Source organism: Allobosea sp., assembly GCF_035944895.1.
In the GTDB taxonomy this organism is placed as follows: Bacteria; Pseudomonadota; Alphaproteobacteria; order Rhizobiales; family Beijerinckiaceae; genus Allobosea.
The window spans coordinates 283,574-302,622 of the sequence record NZ_DASZAT010000005.1; the positions used below are offsets into that span (position 1 = coordinate 283,574).

Genomic DNA, 19,049 nt, shown 5'->3' on the forward strand with positions numbered 1-19,049 from the left:
ATTGGCTCAGACCGTCCGCGTCACCTTGGAGAGGTGGGGCGGGCGGTCGGGGTCGAGGCCGCGGCTTTCGGCCAGCGTCGCGACCGCGCCATAGAAGGCGCGAACCTGCGCCAGCGGCAGCAAGGCCGCAGGCAGGTCGGGCGGCAGGGGTAGGATTTTCCCTGTGCAGCCGCCTCCGGCATAGCGTAGATCGGCACCGAGACCGATGAAGGCAGTCGCCGCGGCACTGACGCTCTCGCTGCCCTCGTCGCCCGGATCGAGCGCCAGCGCCGGGAAGCCGGGGCCGACCAGCGCAAGCGGGCCATGCAGCACTTCGGCGGCGCTGAAGGCTTCGGCATGGATGCGGCAGGTCTCCTTGAACTTGAGCGCGATCTCCTGGGCGATGCCGAAGGAAAGCCCGCGGCCGATCACATAAAGGCTGCTGGCTTCGTGCCAGGAGAGCAGGGCCGGCATCCAGTCGCAGCTTCCGGCCGCGTCGAGCGCCTTGGGCGCCTGTTTCAGTGCAACGGACAGGGCCTCGTCCTGCGCCCACTCCGCGGTCAGGTGCAGGAAGGCGAGGCAGGTGGCGAGGAAGCTCTTCGTCGCTGCGACGCTCTGCTCGGCCCCGGCTCGCAGCGGCACGAGCACATCGACCATGGCGGCGAGCGGCGAGCCCTCGTCATTGACGAAGCCGACGACGAGGGCTCCGGCCCGCTTGGCTGCCTCGGTCAGCAGCAGGGCATCGGGGCTGCGGCCGGATTGCGAGGCGGCGATGAACACTGCGCGCGACAGGTCGAGTTCGCCGCCATAGACCGAGGCGAGGCTCGGGCCGAGCGATGCGACGGGCAGGCCGAGCGTGCGCTCGATCAGGTATTTGCCATAGGTCGCGGCATGGTCGGACGAGCCGCGCGCGCAGGTCGCAACGAAGGCCGGCCGCTTGATGCGCAGGCGTGCGACGAGATCGGCGATGACCGCGCCGTTCTCCGCGTGCTGGCGGCGTGCGACGGCGGCGGCCTCGGCCGCCTCACGGGTGAGCAGGGCTTCAACCATGGCGACGCGAGGGCTCTTCGAGCAGTTGATCGGCGATGTGGGCAACCTGGCGCGGATCGAGCACCTTGCCGGCGCCACCGACACTCTGGACCGAGAGCGTACCACAGGCGATGCCTTCGGCGAGGGCGCGTTCGGGGGAGCTTCCACTGAGCCAGGCCGCGAGGAAGCCGGCGTTGAACGCATCGCCCGCACCGGTGGTGTCGAGCACGCCCTGGCAGGGCGCGGCGGGGAGCCCGGTGCTCTCCTGCCCTTCGTAGAGGCGCGCGCCGTCGCCGCCATCCTTGATCACGACCAGCGCGAAGTGCTGGGCGAGTCGCCGGCCGGCCGTGTCGAGATCGTCGCAATCGGCGATTGCACGCGCTTCGGAGGCGTTGGGCAGGAAGATGTCGACGCCGTTGCAGAGTGCGACGAGATCGGGCGAGCGGATCAGCGCATCGTCCCAGCTCGGGTCGAGCGAGACGGTGAGGCCGTGATGCCTGGCATCGGTCACCAGATGCGGAATCTCGGCCAAGGTCGCAAATTCGGCGATGTGGAGATGGGCGGCGCGGAGATCGCCGAGCGCGGTGGGGAGCGTCGTCGGGCGGGCCGGTCCGGCGCGGCGGGAGAGAAAGGCGCGCTCGCCGTCCTGCACCATCGCGACGGTGAGCTGCGGACCGGCATCGGCCGCGCGCTCCAGGAAAGTGAGCTCGACGCCGCTGCGGCCGAGCGCCGGCAGGAGCGATTGCGAAAGCGGGTCTTCTCCGAGACGCGCCAGCAGGGCGGCAGGTCGGTCCAGCCCGACGAGATGGGCCGCGGTGATGAAGCCACCGCCGCCGGGGACGATCGCGACATCGTCGGCGAAGCGCTCCTCGCCGAGGCGCGGCATGGCGTCGAGCCCGCGGAAGACGAGGTCGCAATAGAGCCGGCCGGTGCTGAGCACGAGCCCGTCCGGTCGTGGCCGCCGGGAGGTCACAGGGCGCGCTCGCTCTTGGCGTCGAACAGGCGCAAGCCTGAGGCCGCGGCGCCGAGCCTGACGGCGCTGCCGACGGCTGGCGGGTGCTTGGCCGGAGCCGAGGCGAGCAGCAAGCCGCCTTCCGCCTCGACATGGACGAAGGTTTCCGGCCCCAGCGGCTCGACCACGGCGACGGTGCCGGAGAGGATGAGATCGGCGCTTTCGCCCTGCTCCAGCATGCGCAGTTCTTGCGGCCGAATGCCGACGAGGACGTCGGCCGGGAGTGCAGCGGGCCAGGCTAGCGGCGCTTCGCCGAGTTGCAGCGTGCTCCGGCCGGCTTGCGGGATAGCCTTCGCCGGCATGATGTTCATCGTCGGCGAGCCGATGAAGCGGGCGGTGAAGACATCCGCCGGCTTCTCGTAGAGCTCCATCGGCGCGCCGACCTGGAGGATATGGCCGTCGCGCATCACCACGATCCGGTCGGCCAGCGTCATCGCTTCGACCTGGTCATGGGTGACGAAGACGATGGTGGTCCCCAGCCGCTGGTGCAGCCGCTTGATCTCCAGCCGCATCTGCGCACGCAATTGCGCGTCGAGATTGGAGAGCGGCTCGTCGAACAGGAAGACGGCGGGGTTGCGCACCATGGCGCGCCCGATGGCGACGCGCTGGCGCTGGCCGCCGGAGAGGGCGGACGGGCGGCGCTCCAGCAGCTTCGTCAGGCCGAGCACCTCGGCGACCTCCTCGACCCGCTTGCGCTTGGCGGCCTTGTCGAGCTGGGAGGTGTAGAGGCCGAAGGCGATGTTCTCCGCGACGCTCATATGCGGGTAGATCGCATAGTTCTGGAACACCATGGCGATGTTCCGCTCTTTCGGCTCGAGCCGGTTCACCACCCGGCCGCCGATCGAAATCGTGCCGTCGTTGATCTCCTCGAGGCCGGCGATCATGCGCAGGGTCGTCGACTTGCCGCAGCCGGACGGCCCGACGAAGACGACGAATTCACCGTCCTGGATATCGAGGTCGATGCCATGAACGACCTGCGTCGTGCCATAGCGCTTGACCAGCTTGTCGATCGCGATCCCGGCCATCAGGCGGCTCCTGCGAGGGCGGTGAAGGCGGCGTCGAGTTCGCGGCGGGCTGCGTCCTCGCGCCCGGCGATCGCGGCTGCGGCATCCTCGGCTGCAGCGAGCTCGGCGCGATAGCCGGCGAGGGCCTCGCCAAGGACCTTCGGCCCCGGTCCGCCGAAGCGCTCGCGCAGGGCGACGAAGTTCTCCGGGGAGACGGCAGTTGCGAAGTCCTCGCGGCTGAGCTGCGGCTCGCGGCCCGCGGCATGGCGGAAGGCGTCGAGGAAGGGTGCGTAGCCGTCGCGCGGCAGGTCGCCATCTCCTGCGACGACGACGCGGGCGACCGTCGAGGCGACCTCATGGGCGGCGCGGAAGGAGAGGCCTTCCTTGCGCACCAGCGTGTCGGCGAGCTCCGTGACGGTGATGCAGGAGCGCCGGATCGTCTCGGCGACGCGGCGGCCGTCGACCGAGAGCGCTGGCAGCAGCGCCGCGAGCAGATCGAGCACGCGCCCGCCGCTCTCGAAGGTCTGGTAGCCGGCTTCCTGGGTCTCGCCCTCCGAGTCGTTCATGTCGGTGAATGGCGTGTTGTGGACGATGTCGCGGACCATGCGGGCGCGGCTCATCGTCTGCGAGGCGAGATGGCGCAGATGCTCGATCGGTACCGGATTGCGCTTCTGCGGCATGATCGAGGAGATCTGGACGAAGGCGTTGGGCACATAGATCTGGCCGACCTCGAAGGCGGTCCAGAACTGCAGATCCTGGATCAGCCGGCCGAGATGCAGGAAGACCAGCTCGATCGCGCTGAACACGGCGGTCGTGTAGTCGACCGCCGCGATGCAACCATAGGAGTTCCGCAACGGCGCCTTGAAGCCGAGGAGATGAGCGGTGCGGTGGCGGTCGAGCGGGAAGCCGGAGGTGGTGATGGCGGCCGCGCCGAGCGGGCAGAGGTCGATGAGCTCGCGCGCCTGCAACAGGCGCTGATGGTCGCGCAGCATCACCTCGATCGCGGCGGAGAGGTAATGGCCGAGGGTCGAGGGCTGGGCCGGCTGGCCATGGGTATAGGCGACGATCAGCGTCGCCTTCTCGCGCTCGGCCAGAACCAGCGTTGCGGCGATGGCGGCGCGCAGTTGGGCTGCGAGCTTGTCGAGCCGCGGCTTCAGCGCCAGCTTGAACAAGGTGTGGTCGATGTCGTTGCGCGAGCGACCGGTGTGCAGGCGGCCATTGTCGTCGGGCTTCAGACGCTTGCGCAGCTCGGCCTCGACCAGGAAGAAATAATCCTCGACCTCGCCGGTATAGGTCAGCGTCGCCGGGTCGATCTCGCGCTCGATCGCGAGCAGGGCGCGAGCGATGCGCGAGGCGGTCTCCTGACGAAGAATGCCGGTCTCGGCCAGCATGACGAGATGGGCGCGGTCGATGGCGCGGAAGCCCTCGACATGATGCGTCTTCGCCCCGTCGAAGAGCGGGCGCAGCACCGTCTCCTTGTAGACAGGATCCGGGAAAACGGAGGTGTCGCTGGTGCGCGGGTCGGTATGGGCGGTCATGACAACTATCCCTTGAGCCCGGCGAGCACGACCCCGCGGACGATGTAGCGCTGCAGCAGCAGGAAGATGGCGAGCGTCGGCAGCGTCGCGAGCGCGGCGCCGGTCATGATCAGCTCCCACTGGATCTGCGATTCGACCGCGAAGGAGGCGAGCCCGACCGGGAGCGTGTAGAGTTCCTTGCTGGTGGTGACGATCAGCGGCCAGATGAAAGCGGTCCAGTTGCTCAGGAAGGTGAAGATCGCCAGCGCCGAGAGCGCCGGCGTCACCAGCGGCAGGGCGATGCGCCAGAAGATCGTGAACTCGTTGAGCCCGTCGACGCGCGCCGCTTCCAGAAAGTCGGTCGGCACCGTCTCGAAGAACTGCTTCATCAGGAAGGTGCCGAAGGCCGTCATCATGCCCGGGAACATGATGCCCCAGTAGCTGTCGAGCCAGCCGAAGTTCTTGGCCATGACGTACCAGGGAATGACCAGCATCTCGGTCGGGATCATCAGGGTCGAGAGGATCGCCAGGAAGACGAGATAGCGGCCACGGAACTGGAACTTGGCGAGGGTGTAGCCGACCAGGCTGTCGAAGAAGACGTTCGACAGCGTGACGATCGTCGCGATTGCCAGCGAGTTCCAGAACCAGCGCAGGAAGCGCCCGTCCGAGAGCACGGTCCGGTAGTTGTCGAGCGTCGGCGCCGCGGGGATCAGTCTGAGATCGTAGATGTCGGCCGAGTCCTTGAGCGAGGTCGAGAACATGAAGAGTAGCGGCGTCAGCATCAGGAGGCCGCCGGCGAGCAGCAGCAGCCAGGCGATGACGCGGCCGGGCGCAAAGCGGGGGGAGAGGGTGGCGCCGGTCATCAACGGTCCCTCAGCAGGCGCAGCTGCACCAGCGAGATGCTGAGCAGGACGAGGAAGAGCACGACGGTCTGTGCCGCCGCATAGCCCATGTCGAAGGAGGAGAAGGCGGTCTGATAGATCATCAGAACCAGCGGCTTGGTCGCATTGAGCGGGCCGCCGGGATCGCCGCTGGTCATGTTGTAGACCTGGTCGAAGATGCGCAGGAAGCCGATCGAGGAGAAGACGACGAGGAAGATGATCGTCGGCTTGAGCAGCGGCAGCGTGATCTTCCTGAGGATGGCGAAATCGGAGACGCCGTCGATGCGGGCCGCTTCGTAGTAGGTCGTCGGAATGGCGCGCAGGCCGGCGAGGAAGATCACCACCTGGAAGCCGAGGCCAGCCCAGATCGCCGGGGCCAGCACCGCCGGCAGCGCTTGCGTCGTCGAGCGCAGGAAGGGCTGCTGCGACAGGCCGACCGAGGAGAGCAGGTCGTTGATCAGGCCGATCGGCACCGGCTGGTAGAACCAGCGCCAGACCCAGGCCATCGCCGTCGCCGTGGTCAGGAAGGGCAGGAAATACAGCGCCCGGATGAAGCCGTGCATGAAGCGGACGCGGTCGAGATGGTAGGCGATGGTGAAGGCGAGGACGAGGCTGACCGGCGTGCCGATGATCAGATAGAGGAAGGTGTTGCGGAACACCTGCCAGAACACCGGATCGGCCATCAGCCGCTTGAAGTTCGCCAGCCCGACATAGGAGGGCGAATTCATCAGGTTCCAGTTCGTGGTCGAGATGATGAAGCCCTCGACCGTCGGGTAGAAGCGGATCAGCCCGTAGAACAGGATCGGCACGGTAAGGAAACCCCAGGCCCAGACCACCTGCTTCTGCTGCAAGGTGAGGCCCTGCCAGAGGCGCCCGCCGGAGCGGGCGACTTCGGTATTGGCGGTCATGGCGCGTCCTGCCGTGTCGGGATGGCTTCAGGCAGTCACGATCACTTCTTGTAGAAGCGGTCGAGGATCGCCTGCTCGGCCTTGGCCGCCTCGGCCAGCGAGGCCTTGGCGTCCTGGTTCTGGATGAAGACCCGGTTGGCCATATCGAGGCCGACCTGGCGCTGGGCCAGCTCGTCGACGAAGATGGTCGCCTGCGAATAGTTCAGCGCCTTGAGGAACGGGCCGTAGATCGGGTGGGCGAGGTTCGCCTGCGTCTCCGCCGCGGCCTTGCGGGCGGGAAGCTCGCCGACCATGTCGAGCCAGACCTGCATCGCTTCCGGCGAGGTGGTGAAGGCCATGAACTTCTTGGCCGCTTCGAGCTTGGCGCCGGTCGGCTTGGCGGTGATGGCGTTGACCCAGTAGCTGGCGAAGTTCGAGCGCTTGCCGTCGGCGCTCGCCGGCAGCTCGGTCACGCCCCATTCGAAGTTCTTGATGCCGCCGAAGGCGCCGAGGCGGAAGGAGCCGTCGACCGTCATCGCGGCGCGCCCGGCGCGGAAGGCGGCCTGGCCCTCGTCCATGAAGCCGGCCTGGCCGACCTTGTGGACGCGCTGCAGGTCGGCATACCAGTTCAGCGCCTTGGCGCCGGCCTCGCTGTCATAGGCGACGGTCTTGTTGTCGTCGGAATAGGGCTTGCCGCCCATCTGGCGCAGCAGCACCTCGCGCCACCAGTGCAGATCCTGGCCGGGCATGTCGATCACCGCGCCGGCCGAGAGCATGTTGCCGGCGGCATCGCGCTTCACCGTCTTCTTGGCGGCCTCGAGATATTCGTCGAGCGTCTGCGGCGGCTTGTTCGGGTCGAGCCCGGCCTCCTGGAACAGCTTCTTGTTGTAGAACAGCGCCAGCGTGCGCACCGCGGTCGGCAGGCCGTAATACTCGCCGTCGCGCTTCATCGTCTGGACGATCGGGTAGAATTCCTTCTCGATCACGTCGTGCGGGAAGGCGTCGCGCGGCAGCGGCTGGATGAACTTGGCGCCGACGAAATTATCGAGCCAGCCATAGTAGAGCTGGACCACGTCCGGACCCTGGCCGGCCGGGACGGCGGCGGCGATCTTGGTCTGGTAGTCGGCATAGGGGAAGGTCGTATGCTTGACCTTGATGCCGGGATTGGCGGCCTCGAAGCGCTTGATCAGCTCGTTCATCGCCTTGATGCGGGCGTCGAACACGTACTGCCAGTACTCGATTTCGACCGCCTGGGCGCGGGCGCCTGCGATGGCGCCGATCGACATGGCGATGCCCAGGACTAGTCCGCGAAAGCCGCGCATGGATCTTCCTCCCCGTCTGGTTGCGACGCCCGCCCGCATGCTCGCTCCCGGCCGCCGGACGTTCAACAGGCATGCTTTCCCGCAGCTCGCCTGCTGTCAATAGATTAATTCACTTGAGTTTGATTAATGGCCGGCGCAGCCTGAGCGGACGAAAGAGGCTGCCCATCATGCCGCATCGCAAGCTCCCGGCCGCGCCCAGCGCTGCTCTCGGCACCAATCCGGAGCGGGCGCGCCGCCATAACCGGCGGGTCGTACTGGAGACATTGCGCCAGCATGGCCGGCTGGGCCGCTCCGACATCGCCAGCCTGACCCGGCTGACGGCGCAGGCCGTCTCGAACATCGTCGCCGAATTGCTGGAAGAGGGCTTCCTGATCGAGCTCGGCCGCCGGCGCACGGCGCGCGGCCAGCCGCCGGTCGAGTTCGCGCTCAACGCCGATGGCGGCGTCACCGCTGGCATGGAGATCGCCGCCGACCATATCACCACCGTGCTGGTCGACCTGACCGGCGAGGTCAGGGCGCAGCGCGTCGTGCCCCTGCCGAATCTCTCGGTCGAAGCGGTGCAGGCGCTGGCGGCGGCCGAACTCGAGCGAGCGCGGGCGACGAAGGGCTTGCCGGAGCGTTTGCTCGGCTGCGGTGTCGTCATGCCCGGCCCCTTCGATTTCGAGGGCACGATCACTGTCGGCTCGACGGCTCTCCCCGGCTGGACCGGGCTTGATGTCACGGCGCTGATGAGCGCTGCGCTTGCGACCTCCGTGACGGTCGAGAACGATGCGACTGCGGCGGCGGTCGGCGAGCATCTCTATGGCGTCGGCCGCAATCTCCGGCATTTCTGCCTGGTCTATTTCGGGCTCGGCCTCGGCCTCGGGCTGATGCTGGGCGGAGAGCCTTTTCGCGGCGCCCATGGCAATGCCGGCGAGCTCGGCCATGTCCCGGCCGTGCCGCACGGCTTGCCTTGTGTCTGCGGCCGTCAGGGCTGCCTCGAGCGCTATGTCTCGCCGTCGGCCTTGCAGGACAGGTTGCGTCAGGCAGGTGTGGCCCAGGTCGATGCGACAGGCATCGCCAGGCTTCATGCCGAGGGACACCCGGCGGTCGCGGGCTGGGTTGCCGAGGCCGGGCCGCTGCTCGCGCCGGTGCTCGCCATGCTGGAGAACCTGTTCGACCCGGAGACGATCATTATCGGCGGTGCGCTGCCGGATAGCGTCATAGACGCCCTGATCGCCGCAGCCGATCCCCTGCCGCTCTCCGTCGCGAGGCGCGACGGCCGCTCTATCCCGCGCATCCAGCGCGGCACCACGGGGCAATTCACCGCGGCGCTCGGTGCGGCGGCGCTGCCGCTCCTCGATGCAATCGCGCCGCGGCTGGTGCGCAATCCGGCGGCAGGCGAGCCAATGCAGTTTGCCGCAGATATCGCGCCGGTGTCGTAGTCTTCGCCGCCATGGCAACGATCAACAGGTCGAGACCTGCTGTTCGACAGGCTGCGCCGATCCGATTTTTCCGCTAACGGAGAGCCGATGCGAGTCGTTCGTCCGGGGTCGATCGAACCGTCGCGCCTTTCGGGGATTGATCTTGGCAAGGCTCTTGCTAACGAGCCTGGGCGAGCGATTGGAGATGCCGGCCGGATGCTGGAGTTCGAAGGGCGCGGTTTGCGTCGGATCAGGGTGCTGCGGCCGCCGCAGATGTCGAGCTGGACGCGCGAGGCCGCCGGGCAGCAGGCGCTCGCCAATACGGCACCGGCGACCGAGTTGAAAATCGCCTCCTACAACATCCACAAGGCAGTGGGTCGCGATCGCCGCTTCGATCCCGACCGGATCATCGAGGTGATCCGCCAGATCGACGCCGATGTCGTGGCGCTGCAGGAGGCCGACCAGCGCTTCGGCGAGCGCAACGGCCTCCTCGACCTTGCTCGGCTCGAGCGCCGCACGGGCCTGAAGCCGGTGCCGGTGCAGAGCGCCTGGCAGGGCCATGGCTGGCACGGCAATGTCGTGCTCTTCCGCGACGGCGCGGTCACCGCAACGCGGCAGCTCGTCCTCCCCGGGGTCGAGCCGCGCGGCGCGCTGATCGCCGACCTCACCGTCTGCGGCTCGCCGATCCGGGTGGTCGCGGCACATCTCGGACTGCTGCGGCATTCGCGCTCGCGCCAGGTCGAGACGCTGATCAACGCCTCCAAGCCGACGGATGGGCGCCCGATCTTCCTGATGGGCGATCTCAACGAATGGCGGATCGGCAAGAAATCGAGCCTGCACGGGCTGGCGCCGAAGTTCGGGCCGCTGCAGGCGGCGATCCCGAGCTTTCCTGCGCGCTTCCCGATCTGGGCGCTCGACCGCATCGTCGCCTATCCCGCCGAGACGATCGCGCAGGTTCAGCTGCACGACACCGAGTTGTCGCGGCTGGCCTCCGATCACCTGCCGATCAAGGCGGTGGCGCATCTGCCTGGCGAGGAGCGCCAGGCGCACTGAGCCAGCGCTCGTCGCGGGGCAGGCTTGAGGCATCCTCAAGTGACGCGTCGATGGGGGCATGCCACGATGGCGTTCCCATCAGACTGGATCCTGCCCAATGACGACCGAGCCGCGCCGCACCCGTGCCTACCGCACCCAGAACTGGAGCCTGACCAAGCCGTCGGCGCGCGGGCGCAAGGGCGTCGTCGTCTCGCAGAACCACGAGGCCGCGGCCGCGGGGGCGGCGATCCTGGAAGCGGGCGGCAACGCCGCAGATGCGGCAGTCGCAACCGCGTTCGCGCTGGCGGCTCTCGAGCCCTGGAACAGCGGGCTCGGTGGCATCGGCTTCGGCGTCGTACTCAAGGCCGGCGAGAGCCGGGCGCAGGTCGTCGATTTCGGCCCTGTCGCGCCGCGCCGGGCCGATCCGGCCGACTACCCAATGACAGGCGCGATGAAGTTCGACCTGTTCGCCTGGCCCGAGGTCGAAGGCGATCGCAACATCCACGGGCCGCTGTCCTTCTGCATCCCGTCCTCGGTCTCGGGCTACGCGACCTTGAAGGAGCGCTTCGGGACGAGCATGCCGGTTTCCGACCTGCTCGCGCCTGCGATCGCATTGGCCAAGCGCGGGCTGGCGCAAGACTGGTACACGACGCTGAAGATCGCCTCCTCGGCCGCGGTGCTTCGGCTCTATGAGGAGAGCGCGCGCATCTATCTGCCGGGCGGCTTGCCGCCGGTGCCACCCTATCAGGGCGTGCCGGGCTTCCGGACGCTCGGCAATCTCGGCGCGACGCTGGAGCATCTCGCCAAGGCCGGGCTCGATGATTTCTATCGCGGCGATCTCGCCAGGCGGCTGGCGGCCGACATCGCAGCGGTTGGTGGTGTCGTCGACGCGCAGGACCTCGCCGATTGCCGCGCGAGCGTGCGCGAGGCGCCGGTGATCGACTGGCGCGGCACGCATCGGATCCACACCGCCGGCGGACTGACCGCCGCGCCGACTTTGCAGGCGGTGGTCGAGGGCATGGCCGCGAGCCCGCCTCCGGAGGGTGGGCCGGACTCCGCCTGGTTCGCCAGGCTCTCGCAGGTGATGCGCGAGGCCTATGCCAGCCGGCTCGAAGGCCTCGGCGCGGCGCAAGCTGCGAAGGAGCCGGGGGACACCTGCACCACGCATCTCACCGTCGTCGATGGCGAAGGCACCATCGTCGCGCTGACCACGACCTTGCTCTCCTCGATGGGCAGCCGTCTCGTCCTGCCCGACACCGGCGTGCTGATGAACAACGGCATGATGTGGTTCGACCCGCGCCCGGGCAGCGCCAATGCGATCGCGCCGGGCGCTCGCCCCTTGTGCAATATGTGCCCGGTGGTGGTGACCCCAGCCGATGGCGGCTATCCGCGCCACGGCGCCGGCGCCTCGGGCGGGCGGCGCATCCTCGCCAGCGTCTACCAGATGCTGGCCTTCACCCTCGACAGCGGCATGAGCCTGGAAGATGCCGCGCACCAGCCGCGCATCGACGTCTCCGGGCCAGACGGTACCAGCGCCGATGCACGCCTGCCCGAGGGGACGCTCGATGCGCTGGCGGCAGCCGGTCCGCTGAGCGTGGTCGAGCACGGCGTGTTGCCGCTCAACTTCGCCTGCCCGAACATGGTGCGGACCGGGCAGGACGGGCAGGAGGGCATCAGCGACGCCGCCTCGCCCTGGTCGGCGGCTGTGGCGGCGAATTGAGGGAGCGTCATGCTCGGGCTTGACCCGAGCATCTCAGGCCGGAAGAGGCTCCGACTAGAGCCTCCTCGTCACGAGATTCTCGGGTCTGCGCTTCGCTTCGCCCGAGAATGACGACGAAATCTCACCCCCGCTTCAACCCCCAAGGATAAGGCGCCGAGCCCGGCAGCATGCCGGTCAGGCCCTTGCGATAGGCCGTCTTGATCACGAACTGGCCGAGCGGGATCGTGGCGCATTCCTCGAGCGCGAGGCGCCCGAGCGCGACGGCGACCTGCTTCTGCTTGGCCTCGTCCGGGGCGTAGAGCCATTCTTCGGCCATCTCCTCGGCCTTGGCGTTGGTCCACCAGCCGAACCAGCCCTTGTCGCCGGGGCCGCGCACGAGGTTGGACAGGGCAGGGTTGCCCCAGCCGACGGCCGCGCCGGTGGTATGGAAGATGCTCCAGCCACCCTTCTCGACCGGCTCGCGGCTGTTGCGGCGCTGGATCACCGTGCCCCAGTCGCTGGCGGCCATCTCGACATTCATGCCCATCGATTTCAGCAACTCGTAGGTGACATCGCCGAGCGGGCCGATATCGGGGAAGTCGGTCGGGTTGATGATGACGACCTTCTCGCCGTTGTAGCCGGACTCCTTCAGCGCCGCCTTGGCCTTGTCGAGGCTCTGCGGCATCAGGTCCTCGAGCTCGCCGGTGTAATAGGGCGTGCCACGCCACCACAGGTTCCGGCAGACCTGCCAGGCCGTGGTGTCGTCGCCCTGCGACGCCCGCATATAGTCTTCCTGGTTGATGCCCAGGCGGACCGCGGCGCGAACCTTGGGATTGTTGAAGGGCGGCTGAAGGTGGTTCAGCCGCATGATCGAGCCACGGCCGTTCTTGTCGATGACCTCGCGGACGACATCCGGGCTCTTGGCCAGCAAGGGCTGGAGGTCGGCGAGCGGGCGCTCCCACCAGTCGATCTCGCCCTTGGTCAGGGCGGCGGCGGCGGTCGCCGGGTCGGGCAGGATCGGCCATTCGATCCGCTTGAAATGCGCGACCTTGCCGCCGGCATTGCGGCTCGGCGGCTCGCTGCGCGGCTTGTAGGCCTCGTTCTTCTCGTAGACGACGCGGCTGCCCGAGACGTACTCGCTCGCGACGAATTTGTAGGGGCCCGAGCCGGTCATCTCGGTGACCTGCTTGGTCGCCTCGGTCTTGGCCAGGCGCTCCGGCATGATGAAGGGCGGGTTGTCCGCCTTGGCCATGCAGTCGAGCATCATCGGGAAAGCCTTCGTCAGCTTGATCTCGATGGTGCGCTCGTCCGGCGCGCCCCAGGCCTCGACGGCCTTGATCAGAAGCTGGCCGTAGGGGTCGCGCTGGCACCAGCGCTTCAGGCTCTCGATGCAGTCTGCGGGGCGGACCGGCTGGCCGTCATGGAAGGCGAGGCCCTCGCGCAGCTTGATCTTCCAGACCTTGCCGTCGGCGGAGATCTCGTGACCTTCAGCCATTTGCGGCTGCGGCTTCAGGTCGAGATCGCCGCCATAGAGTGTGTCGTAGACGTAGTAGCCGTGATTGTTGGTGACGGTTGCGGTGGTCCAGATCGGATCGAGCGAGGTGAGGTTGGCCTGTGGCGCCATCTTGAGCACGGTTGCGCTCGGCGCTTGCGCCAGCGCCTCTCGGGCGAGCGCTGGAGCGAACAGGGCGGCGGCTGCCGTGCCCTGCAGGAACTGACGACGCTTCATATATCTCTCCCCTTTTATGATTGAATCTGACTGCCGATGAACCCGGTTCTTTCTGCTGCTTGATAGGATGAAAAAAGCTGGCTCCGACTAGAGCGTTCCGCGTTTCCCCGAAACTCGGAAACGCTCTAGCTTCTTATTTTATCGCATTTTCTTCAGGCGAACCGGTACCCACTTCGCTCGAAAATGCTCTAGTCGAAGCCGAGGAAATTCGGGCTGTCCGCCAGCTTCGGCGCGGCCTTCAGCCTGGCGATGTCGGGCTTGGGCCGCGCCGTCAGCGGATCGCCGGCCAAGAGTGACTCGAGCGCCGCCGCGACCGCAAGCACCTTGGCGTCGCCGCCGCGCGGGCCGACGATCTGCAGGCCGAAGGGCATGCCGTTGCGGTCGAGCCCGACCGGCAGCGAGATCGCGGGATGGCCGACGATCGTCACCGCATAGGCATTCGCCAGCCAATGGAAATAGGTCCGCGTCGGCTTGCCGTCGATCTCGGCCGGGTAGAGCTCCGACCAGGGCCGCGGCGAGAGCGTCATCGCCGGCGAGAGGATGACGTCATAGGTTTCGAAGAAGCGCTGCCACTCGTGATAGAGCACGGTCTGCTGCTTGAGCGCGCGGGTGACGTCGAGCGCGCCATAGCGCAGCCCTTCCTCGACATTGGCGCGGACATTGGGGCCGACCTTGTCGGGTGTCTTGACCGAGCGGTCGTGATGGCTGGCGAGGAAGGAGACGGCGCGCAGCACCTCGAAGCTCTCATCGGTGCCGGAGCAGTCCGGTGTCGCCTCGTCCGCGCGGCCGAAGACCTTGCTGAAGCGGCCGACCTTGTCGGCGAAGACCTCGCGGATGTGTTTTTCAGTGGGCGTGAAGCCGAAATCCGGGGTGATCGCGACCTTCAGCGAGGCGAGATCGCAATGGTCCGGCCGGGCGAAGTCTTCGGCGCGCCTGACCTGCTTGCCATGGATCGTCGTCGCCAGCGGATCGACGGCGTCGTCGCTGACCATCGTCGAGAGCAGGAGGCAGAGATCGGGCACGGTGCGCGCCATCGGCCCAAGCACCGAGAGCGGGTTCCAGCCGAGCGGGCGCTTGTCGCTGGGTACCAGCCCAGGGGTCGGGCGGAAGCCGACGATGCCGTTGAAGGCGGCCGGGTTGCGCAGGGAGCCACCGGTGTCCGAGCCGGTCGCGATCGGCACCATATTGGTCGCGAGCACGACGCCCGAGCCGCCGGAGGAGCCGGCGGCCGAGCGCGAGGGATCGAACGGGTTGCCGGTGACGCCGTAGACGGCGTTGCGGGTGTTGGCGCCGGCGCCCCATTCCGGCGTGTTGGTCTTGCCGACGATGACAGCGCCGGCCTTGCGCACGGAGGCGACGATGCCCTGGTCCTCTTTCGGCACATGGTCGGCGAAGAGCGGGCTGCCATAGGTGGTGCGGAGACCCGCGACGTCTTCCAGGTCCTTGATGCCGATCGGCAGGCCATGCAGCGCCGGCAGATCGTCGCCACGCATGGTGGCGGCATCCGCTGCCTTCGCGGTGGCGCGGGCGCGCTCATCGTCACGCGCCACCATGGCGTTGACGGCATGGTCGACGGCATCGATGCGGGCGAGGCAGCTTTCGAGCAGCTCGCTGGCCGAGAGCTTCTTCTCGCCGATCAGGCGGCGGGCGGTGACGGCATCGAGATCGCAGGGTTCGGTCACGGCAGAAAGCTCCGGCAGTCAGGGCGGGTCGTCCTGACCCGTCCTGCCAGTCGAAGCGGCCTCGGCCTCCACGTCAACCCTCGCCGGGTTGAGTGCCGGCCTGCGTTCGCCTCAGATGTGCAAGGCTCAGATGTGCAGGGCGTGGCCGAGCGCCTTCAGCGCCGATTCCTGGAAGGCCTCGCCCAAAGTCGGGTGGGCGTGGATGGTGCCGGCGACGTCTTCGAGCCGCGCGCCCATCTCGATGGCGAGGCCGAAGGCGGTCGAGAGCTCCGAGACGCCCTGTCCGACGGCCTGGATGCCGAGGACGAGATGGTTGTCGGCACGGGCGACGATACGCACGAAACCGGCCTCGCCATGGCGGGTCATGGCGCGGCCATTCGCCTGGAAGGGGAAGAGCCCAACCTTGGTCTCGAGGCCGGCCGCCTTGGCTTCCGCCGGCGACAGGCCGGCCGAGACGATTTCCGGATCGGTGAAGCAGATCGCCGGGATGCAGGCCTTGTCCCAGATACGCGGCTCGCCGGCGACGATCTCGGCCACCATCTCGCCCTGCGCCATGGCGCGATGGGCCAGCATCGGCTCGCCGGTGACGTCGCCGATGGCGTAGATGCCGCGCATCGAGGTCTCGCAGCGCTCGCCGATGCGGATGAAGCGGCCATCCATGTCGAGCACCAACTCGTCGAGGCCGAGCTTGGCCGTCGCGGGAGTGCGGCCGACCGTGACCAGGATCTTGTCGGCCGGCAGCTCACGCTCCTTGCCGTCGGCGGTCTCGATGCGCAGGCCGTCGCCCTTGGCGGTCTGGCCGAGCGCCTTGGCCCCGAGCAGGACCTCGACGCCGAGGCCTGAGAGGTTCTTGGCGACCGGCGCGGTCAGTTCGGCATCGTAGAGCGGCAGGATCTTGTCCTGCGCCTCGACCACGGTGACCTTGCTGCCGAGCTTGGCGAAGGCGGTCCCGAGCTCGAGCCCGATATAGCCGCCACCGACCACGACGAGGCGCTTCGGCAGTTCGGTCAGCGCCAACGCGCCGGTGGACGAGATGACGTTGCCGCCAAAGGGCAGGAAGGGCAGCTCGACCGGCACCGAGCCGGTCGCGATCACGATCGTTTCGGCCGTGATGGTCTTGGGGCCGGTCTCGGTCTCGACCGCCACGGTCTTGCCGTCGCGGAAGCGGGCCTGGCCGTGGACGATCTTGACCTTGGCCTTGCGCAAGAGGCCGGCGACGCCGTTGTTGAGGCGCTGGACGATGCCATCCTTCCAGGCGACGGCCTGCTTCAGGTCGAGCTTCGGCTCGGCCGCGGTCAGGCCGAACGGCGTCTTGCCGGCGGCGGCATGGGCCGCCTTCTCGAACTCCTCGGCGACATGGATCATCGCCTTGGAGGGGATGCAGCCGATGTTGAGGCAGGTGCCGCCCAACTTGGTGCTCTCGACGATGACGGTGTCGATGCCGAGCTGCCCGGCGCGGATGGCGCAGACATAGCCGCCGGGGCCGGCGCCGATGACGAGGAGCTTGCAGGTGATGTCGGTCATGGCTCGCTCCCGCCGCTCACATGTCCACGAACAGCGTCGCCGGCGTCTCCAGCAGCTCTTTCAGCCGCTGCACGAAGACCGCCGCGTCCCAGCCGTCGATGACGCGGTGGTCGAAGCTGGAGGAGAGGTTCATCATCTTGCGCGGCACGAAGGTGGTGCCGTCCCAGACCGGACGGATCACCATCTTGTTGACGCCGACGATCGCGACCTCGGGATGGTTGATCACCGGGGTGGTGGCGATGCCGCCGAGCGCGCCGAGCGAGGTGATGGTGATGGTCGAGCCGGTGAGCTCGTCGCGCGTCGCCGAGCCGTCGCGGGCCCGTTCGGCCAGGCGCGAGAGCTCGATGGCGCAGCCCCAGAGATCGCGCGCCTCGGCATGTTTGACCACCGGTACCATCAGGCCTGACGGTGCCTGCGTGGCGATGCCGATATCGATGCCGGCATGCTGGTGGACGATGCCGGCCTCGTCGTCATAGAGCGCGTTGAGATTGGGCTGCTCGCCGAGCGCCTTGACCATCGCCCGCATCAGGAAGGGCAGCAGCGTCAGCTTCGGCCGCTCGGCCGTCGGCTTCTTGTTGAGCGCGGCGCGCAGGTCTTCGAGAGCGGAGACGTCGACTTCTTCGACGATGGTGATGTGGGGGATGCGCGATTTCGACAGCGCCATCTTCTCGGCGATGCGGCGGCGCAGGCCCACGACCTTGACGTCGGTGATCCCTGTCTTGGCGACGAGCCCGCCCTTGGCCGGAGCCTCGGGGCCACGCAGGATGAAGGTGTCGATATCCTCATGGGTGACGCGGCCGGCCGGGCCGGAGCCCTGGACCTGACGCAGGTCGACACCGGCCTCGCGCGCCTTCAGCCTGACGGCAGGTGAGGCCAGCGGCTTCTCGCCGACCGGGCGGCGCGGTGCCGGCGTGATGGCGACGGGCGCTGCGCGGGCCGGAGCCGCGGGCTTCGGCGTCGGCATCTGCTTGGGAGCGGGCTCCGCAGCCGCAATGGGGGCGGCCGGAGCAGCCGCAGCGGCGGGCTTTTCCTTTGGTGGCTCGGCCGGCGTTTCCGCCTCGGCTGGCGCCTCGGTCGCGGCGCCGTCGCCTGAGACCTTCAGCTTCACCAGCGCCGAGCCGATCGCGACGGTATCGCCGATCTCGGCGCCGACCCAGGTGACCTCGCCCTCGACGGGTGAGGGGATCTCGACAGTCGCCTTGTCGGTCATCACCGCGGCGATGAGATCATCCTCGCGGACGATGTCGCCGACCTTGACGTGCCACTCGACCAGCTCGGCCTCGGCGATGCCCTCGCCGACATCGGGCAGCTTGATGATGCGCTCGGCCATCAGCGTGCCTCCATGATGTCGCGAAGCGCCCGTCCGAGACGGGCGGGGCCGGGGAAGTAGTCCCATTCCTGGGCGTGCGGATAAGGCGTGTCCCAGCCGGTGACGCGCATGATCGGCGCCTCCAGATGGTAGAAGCAGTGCTGCTGGATGAGCGCGGCGAGCTCGGCGCCGAACCCTGAGGTCAGCGTCGCCTCGTGCAGGACGATGCAGCGGCCGGTCTTCGAGACGGAGGCCACGATCGTGTCGAGATCGAGCGGCAGCAAGGTGCGCAGGTCGATGATCTCGGCGTCGATGCCGGTCTCCTCGGCCGCGGCCTGGGCGACATGGACCATGGTGCCGTAGGTCACGATGGTCACGGCCGAGCCCTCGCGGCGGATCGCCGCTTTGCCGAGCGGGATGGTGTAGTGGCCTTCCTCGACCTCGCCGAGATCGTGCTTCGACCAGGGCGTGACCGGGCGGTCGTGATGGCCGTCGAAGGGGCCATTATAGAGCCGCTTCGGCTCGAGGAAGATCACGGGATCGGGATCCTCTATCGCCGAGATCAGCAGGCCCTTGGCGTCGCGCGGATTGGACGGCACCACCGTCTTCAGCCCGGAGACATGGGTGAACAGCGCTTCGGGGCTCTGGCTGTGGGTCTGGCCGCCGAAGATGCCACCGCCGGTCGGCATGCGGATCACCATCGGGCAGGTGAAGTCGCCGGCCGAGCGGTAGCGCAGGCGCGCGGCCTCCGAGACGATCTGGTCATAGGCCGGGTACATGTAGTCGGCGAACTGGATCTCGACGCAGGGGCGCAGGCCATAGGCGGCCATGCCGATCGCGGTGCCGACGATGCCGAGCTCGCTGATCGGCGCGTCGAAGCAGCGGTTGACGCCGTATTTCTGCTGGAGGCCGTGGGTGCAGCGGAAGACGCCGCCGAAATAGCCGACATCCTCGCCATAGACGACGACGTTGTCGTCGCGGCCCATGGAGACGTCGAGGGCCGAGCGGATCGCCTCGATCATGGTCATGCGGGCCATGGC

The 19,049-nt window shown here is 68.0% G+C and carries 15 protein-coding genes; 3 read left to right on the plus strand and 12 right to left on the minus strand.

The genetic code is table 11. The features are described from left to right. Nucleotides 1-6 precede the first annotated feature (6 nt). The 7 genes from VGV58_RS03840 to VGV58_RS03870 all read right to left on the minus strand — a co-directional run bounded on the left by VGV58_RS03840 (nt 7) and on the right by VGV58_RS03870 (nt 7,631). Nucleotides 7-1,029 (minus strand): SIS domain-containing protein, encoded by a 1,023-nt coding sequence (locus VGV58_RS03840; protein ID WP_326872654.1) that lies wholly within the window; start codon nt 1,027-1,029, stop codon nt 7-9. Further along, nucleotides 1,022-1,894: a carbohydrate kinase family protein gene (locus tag VGV58_RS03845; RefSeq protein WP_326873556.1), complete on the minus strand. Its 873-nt coding sequence runs from the start codon at nt 1,892-1,894 to the stop codon at nt 1,022-1,024. Before VGV58_RS03845 ends, VGV58_RS03840 begins: the two co-directional genes overlap by 8 nt. A gap of 83 nt (nt 1,895-1,977) precedes the next feature. After that, nucleotides 1,978-3,045: an ABC transporter ATP-binding protein gene (locus VGV58_RS03850; RefSeq protein WP_326872655.1), complete on the minus strand. Its 1,068-nt coding sequence runs from the start codon at nt 3,043-3,045 to the stop codon at nt 1,978-1,980. Beyond that, a complete protein-coding gene (locus tag VGV58_RS03855) occupies nt 3,045-4,562 on the minus strand; it encodes an argininosuccinate lyase (protein WP_326872656.1) in 1,518 nt (505 codons plus the stop codon). Before VGV58_RS03855 ends, VGV58_RS03850 begins: the two co-directional genes overlap by 1 nt. Before the next feature lie 5 nt (nt 4,563-4,567). After that, a complete protein-coding gene (locus VGV58_RS03860; RefSeq protein WP_326872657.1) occupies nt 4,568-5,404 on the minus strand; it encodes a carbohydrate ABC transporter permease in 837 nt (278 codons plus the stop codon). Next, a complete protein-coding gene (locus VGV58_RS03865; RefSeq protein WP_326872658.1) occupies nt 5,404-6,330 on the minus strand; it encodes a carbohydrate ABC transporter permease in 927 nt (308 codons plus the stop codon). Before VGV58_RS03865 ends, VGV58_RS03860 begins: the two co-directional genes overlap by 1 nt. A 41-nt stretch (nt 6,331-6,371) precedes the next feature. Beyond that, nucleotides 6,372-7,631 carry an extracellular solute-binding protein gene (locus tag VGV58_RS03870; RefSeq protein ID WP_414643860.1) on the minus strand — a complete coding sequence of 420 codons (1,260 nt, stop codon included), beginning with the start codon at nt 7,629-7,631 and terminating at the stop codon, nt 6,372-6,374. 167 nt (nt 7,632-7,798) lie between these two features. On the opposite strand from VGV58_RS03870, the gene VGV58_RS03875 reads away from it, so the two are divergent. The 3 genes from VGV58_RS03875 to VGV58_RS03885 all read left to right on the plus strand — a co-directional run bounded on the left by VGV58_RS03875 (nt 7,799) and on the right by VGV58_RS03885 (nt 11,786). Further along, on the plus strand, nt 7,799-9,055 hold the full coding sequence (locus VGV58_RS03875; protein WP_326872659.1) for an ROK family transcriptional regulator: 1,257 nt from the start codon (nt 7,799-7,801) through the stop codon (nt 9,053-9,055). Nucleotides 9,056-9,250: 195 nt separating this feature from the next. Then, nucleotides 9,251-10,087: an endonuclease/exonuclease/phosphatase family protein gene (locus tag VGV58_RS03880; RefSeq protein WP_326872660.1), complete on the plus strand. Its 837-nt coding sequence runs from the start codon at nt 9,251-9,253 to the stop codon at nt 10,085-10,087. A gap of 97 nt (nt 10,088-10,184) precedes the next feature. Next, the gene (locus VGV58_RS03885) at nt 10,185-11,786 is read left to right on the plus strand and encodes a gamma-glutamyltransferase (RefSeq protein ID WP_326872661.1); all 1,602 of its coding nucleotides are present in this window, start codon (nt 10,185-10,187) and stop codon (nt 11,784-11,786) included. 121 nt (nt 11,787-11,907) lie between these two features. On the opposite strand, the gene VGV58_RS03890 is transcribed toward VGV58_RS03885, so the two are convergent. From VGV58_RS03890 to VGV58_RS03910, 5 genes are all read right to left on the minus strand, one after another. After that, nucleotides 11,908-13,494 carry an ABC transporter substrate-binding protein gene (locus tag VGV58_RS03890; RefSeq protein ID WP_326872662.1) on the minus strand — a complete coding sequence of 529 codons (1,587 nt, stop codon included), beginning with the start codon at nt 13,492-13,494 and terminating at the stop codon, nt 11,908-11,910. Between the two features lie 188 nt (nt 13,495-13,682). Beyond that, on the minus strand, nt 13,683-15,176 hold the full coding sequence (locus tag VGV58_RS03895; RefSeq protein ID WP_326872663.1) for an amidase: 1,494 nt from the start codon (nt 15,174-15,176) through the stop codon (nt 13,683-13,685). Between the two features lie 126 nt (nt 15,177-15,302). Next, nucleotides 15,303-16,700, minus strand: a complete 1,398-nt coding sequence (lpdA, locus tag VGV58_RS03900) for a dihydrolipoyl dehydrogenase (protein ID WP_326872664.1) — start codon at nt 16,698-16,700, stop codon at nt 15,303-15,305. 16 nt (nt 16,701-16,716) lie between these two features. Then, complete coding sequence (locus tag VGV58_RS03905; RefSeq protein ID WP_326872665.1) at nt 16,717-18,030, minus strand: dihydrolipoamide acetyltransferase family protein; 1,314 nt, start codon at nt 18,028-18,030, stop codon at nt 16,717-16,719. Beyond that, nucleotides 18,030-19,046 carry an alpha-ketoacid dehydrogenase subunit beta gene (locus VGV58_RS03910; RefSeq protein WP_326872666.1) on the minus strand — a complete coding sequence of 339 codons (1,017 nt, stop codon included), beginning with the start codon at nt 19,044-19,046 and terminating at the stop codon, nt 18,030-18,032. Before VGV58_RS03910 ends, VGV58_RS03905 begins: the two co-directional genes overlap by 1 nt. Between the last annotated feature and the right edge of the window lie 3 nt (nt 19,047-19,049).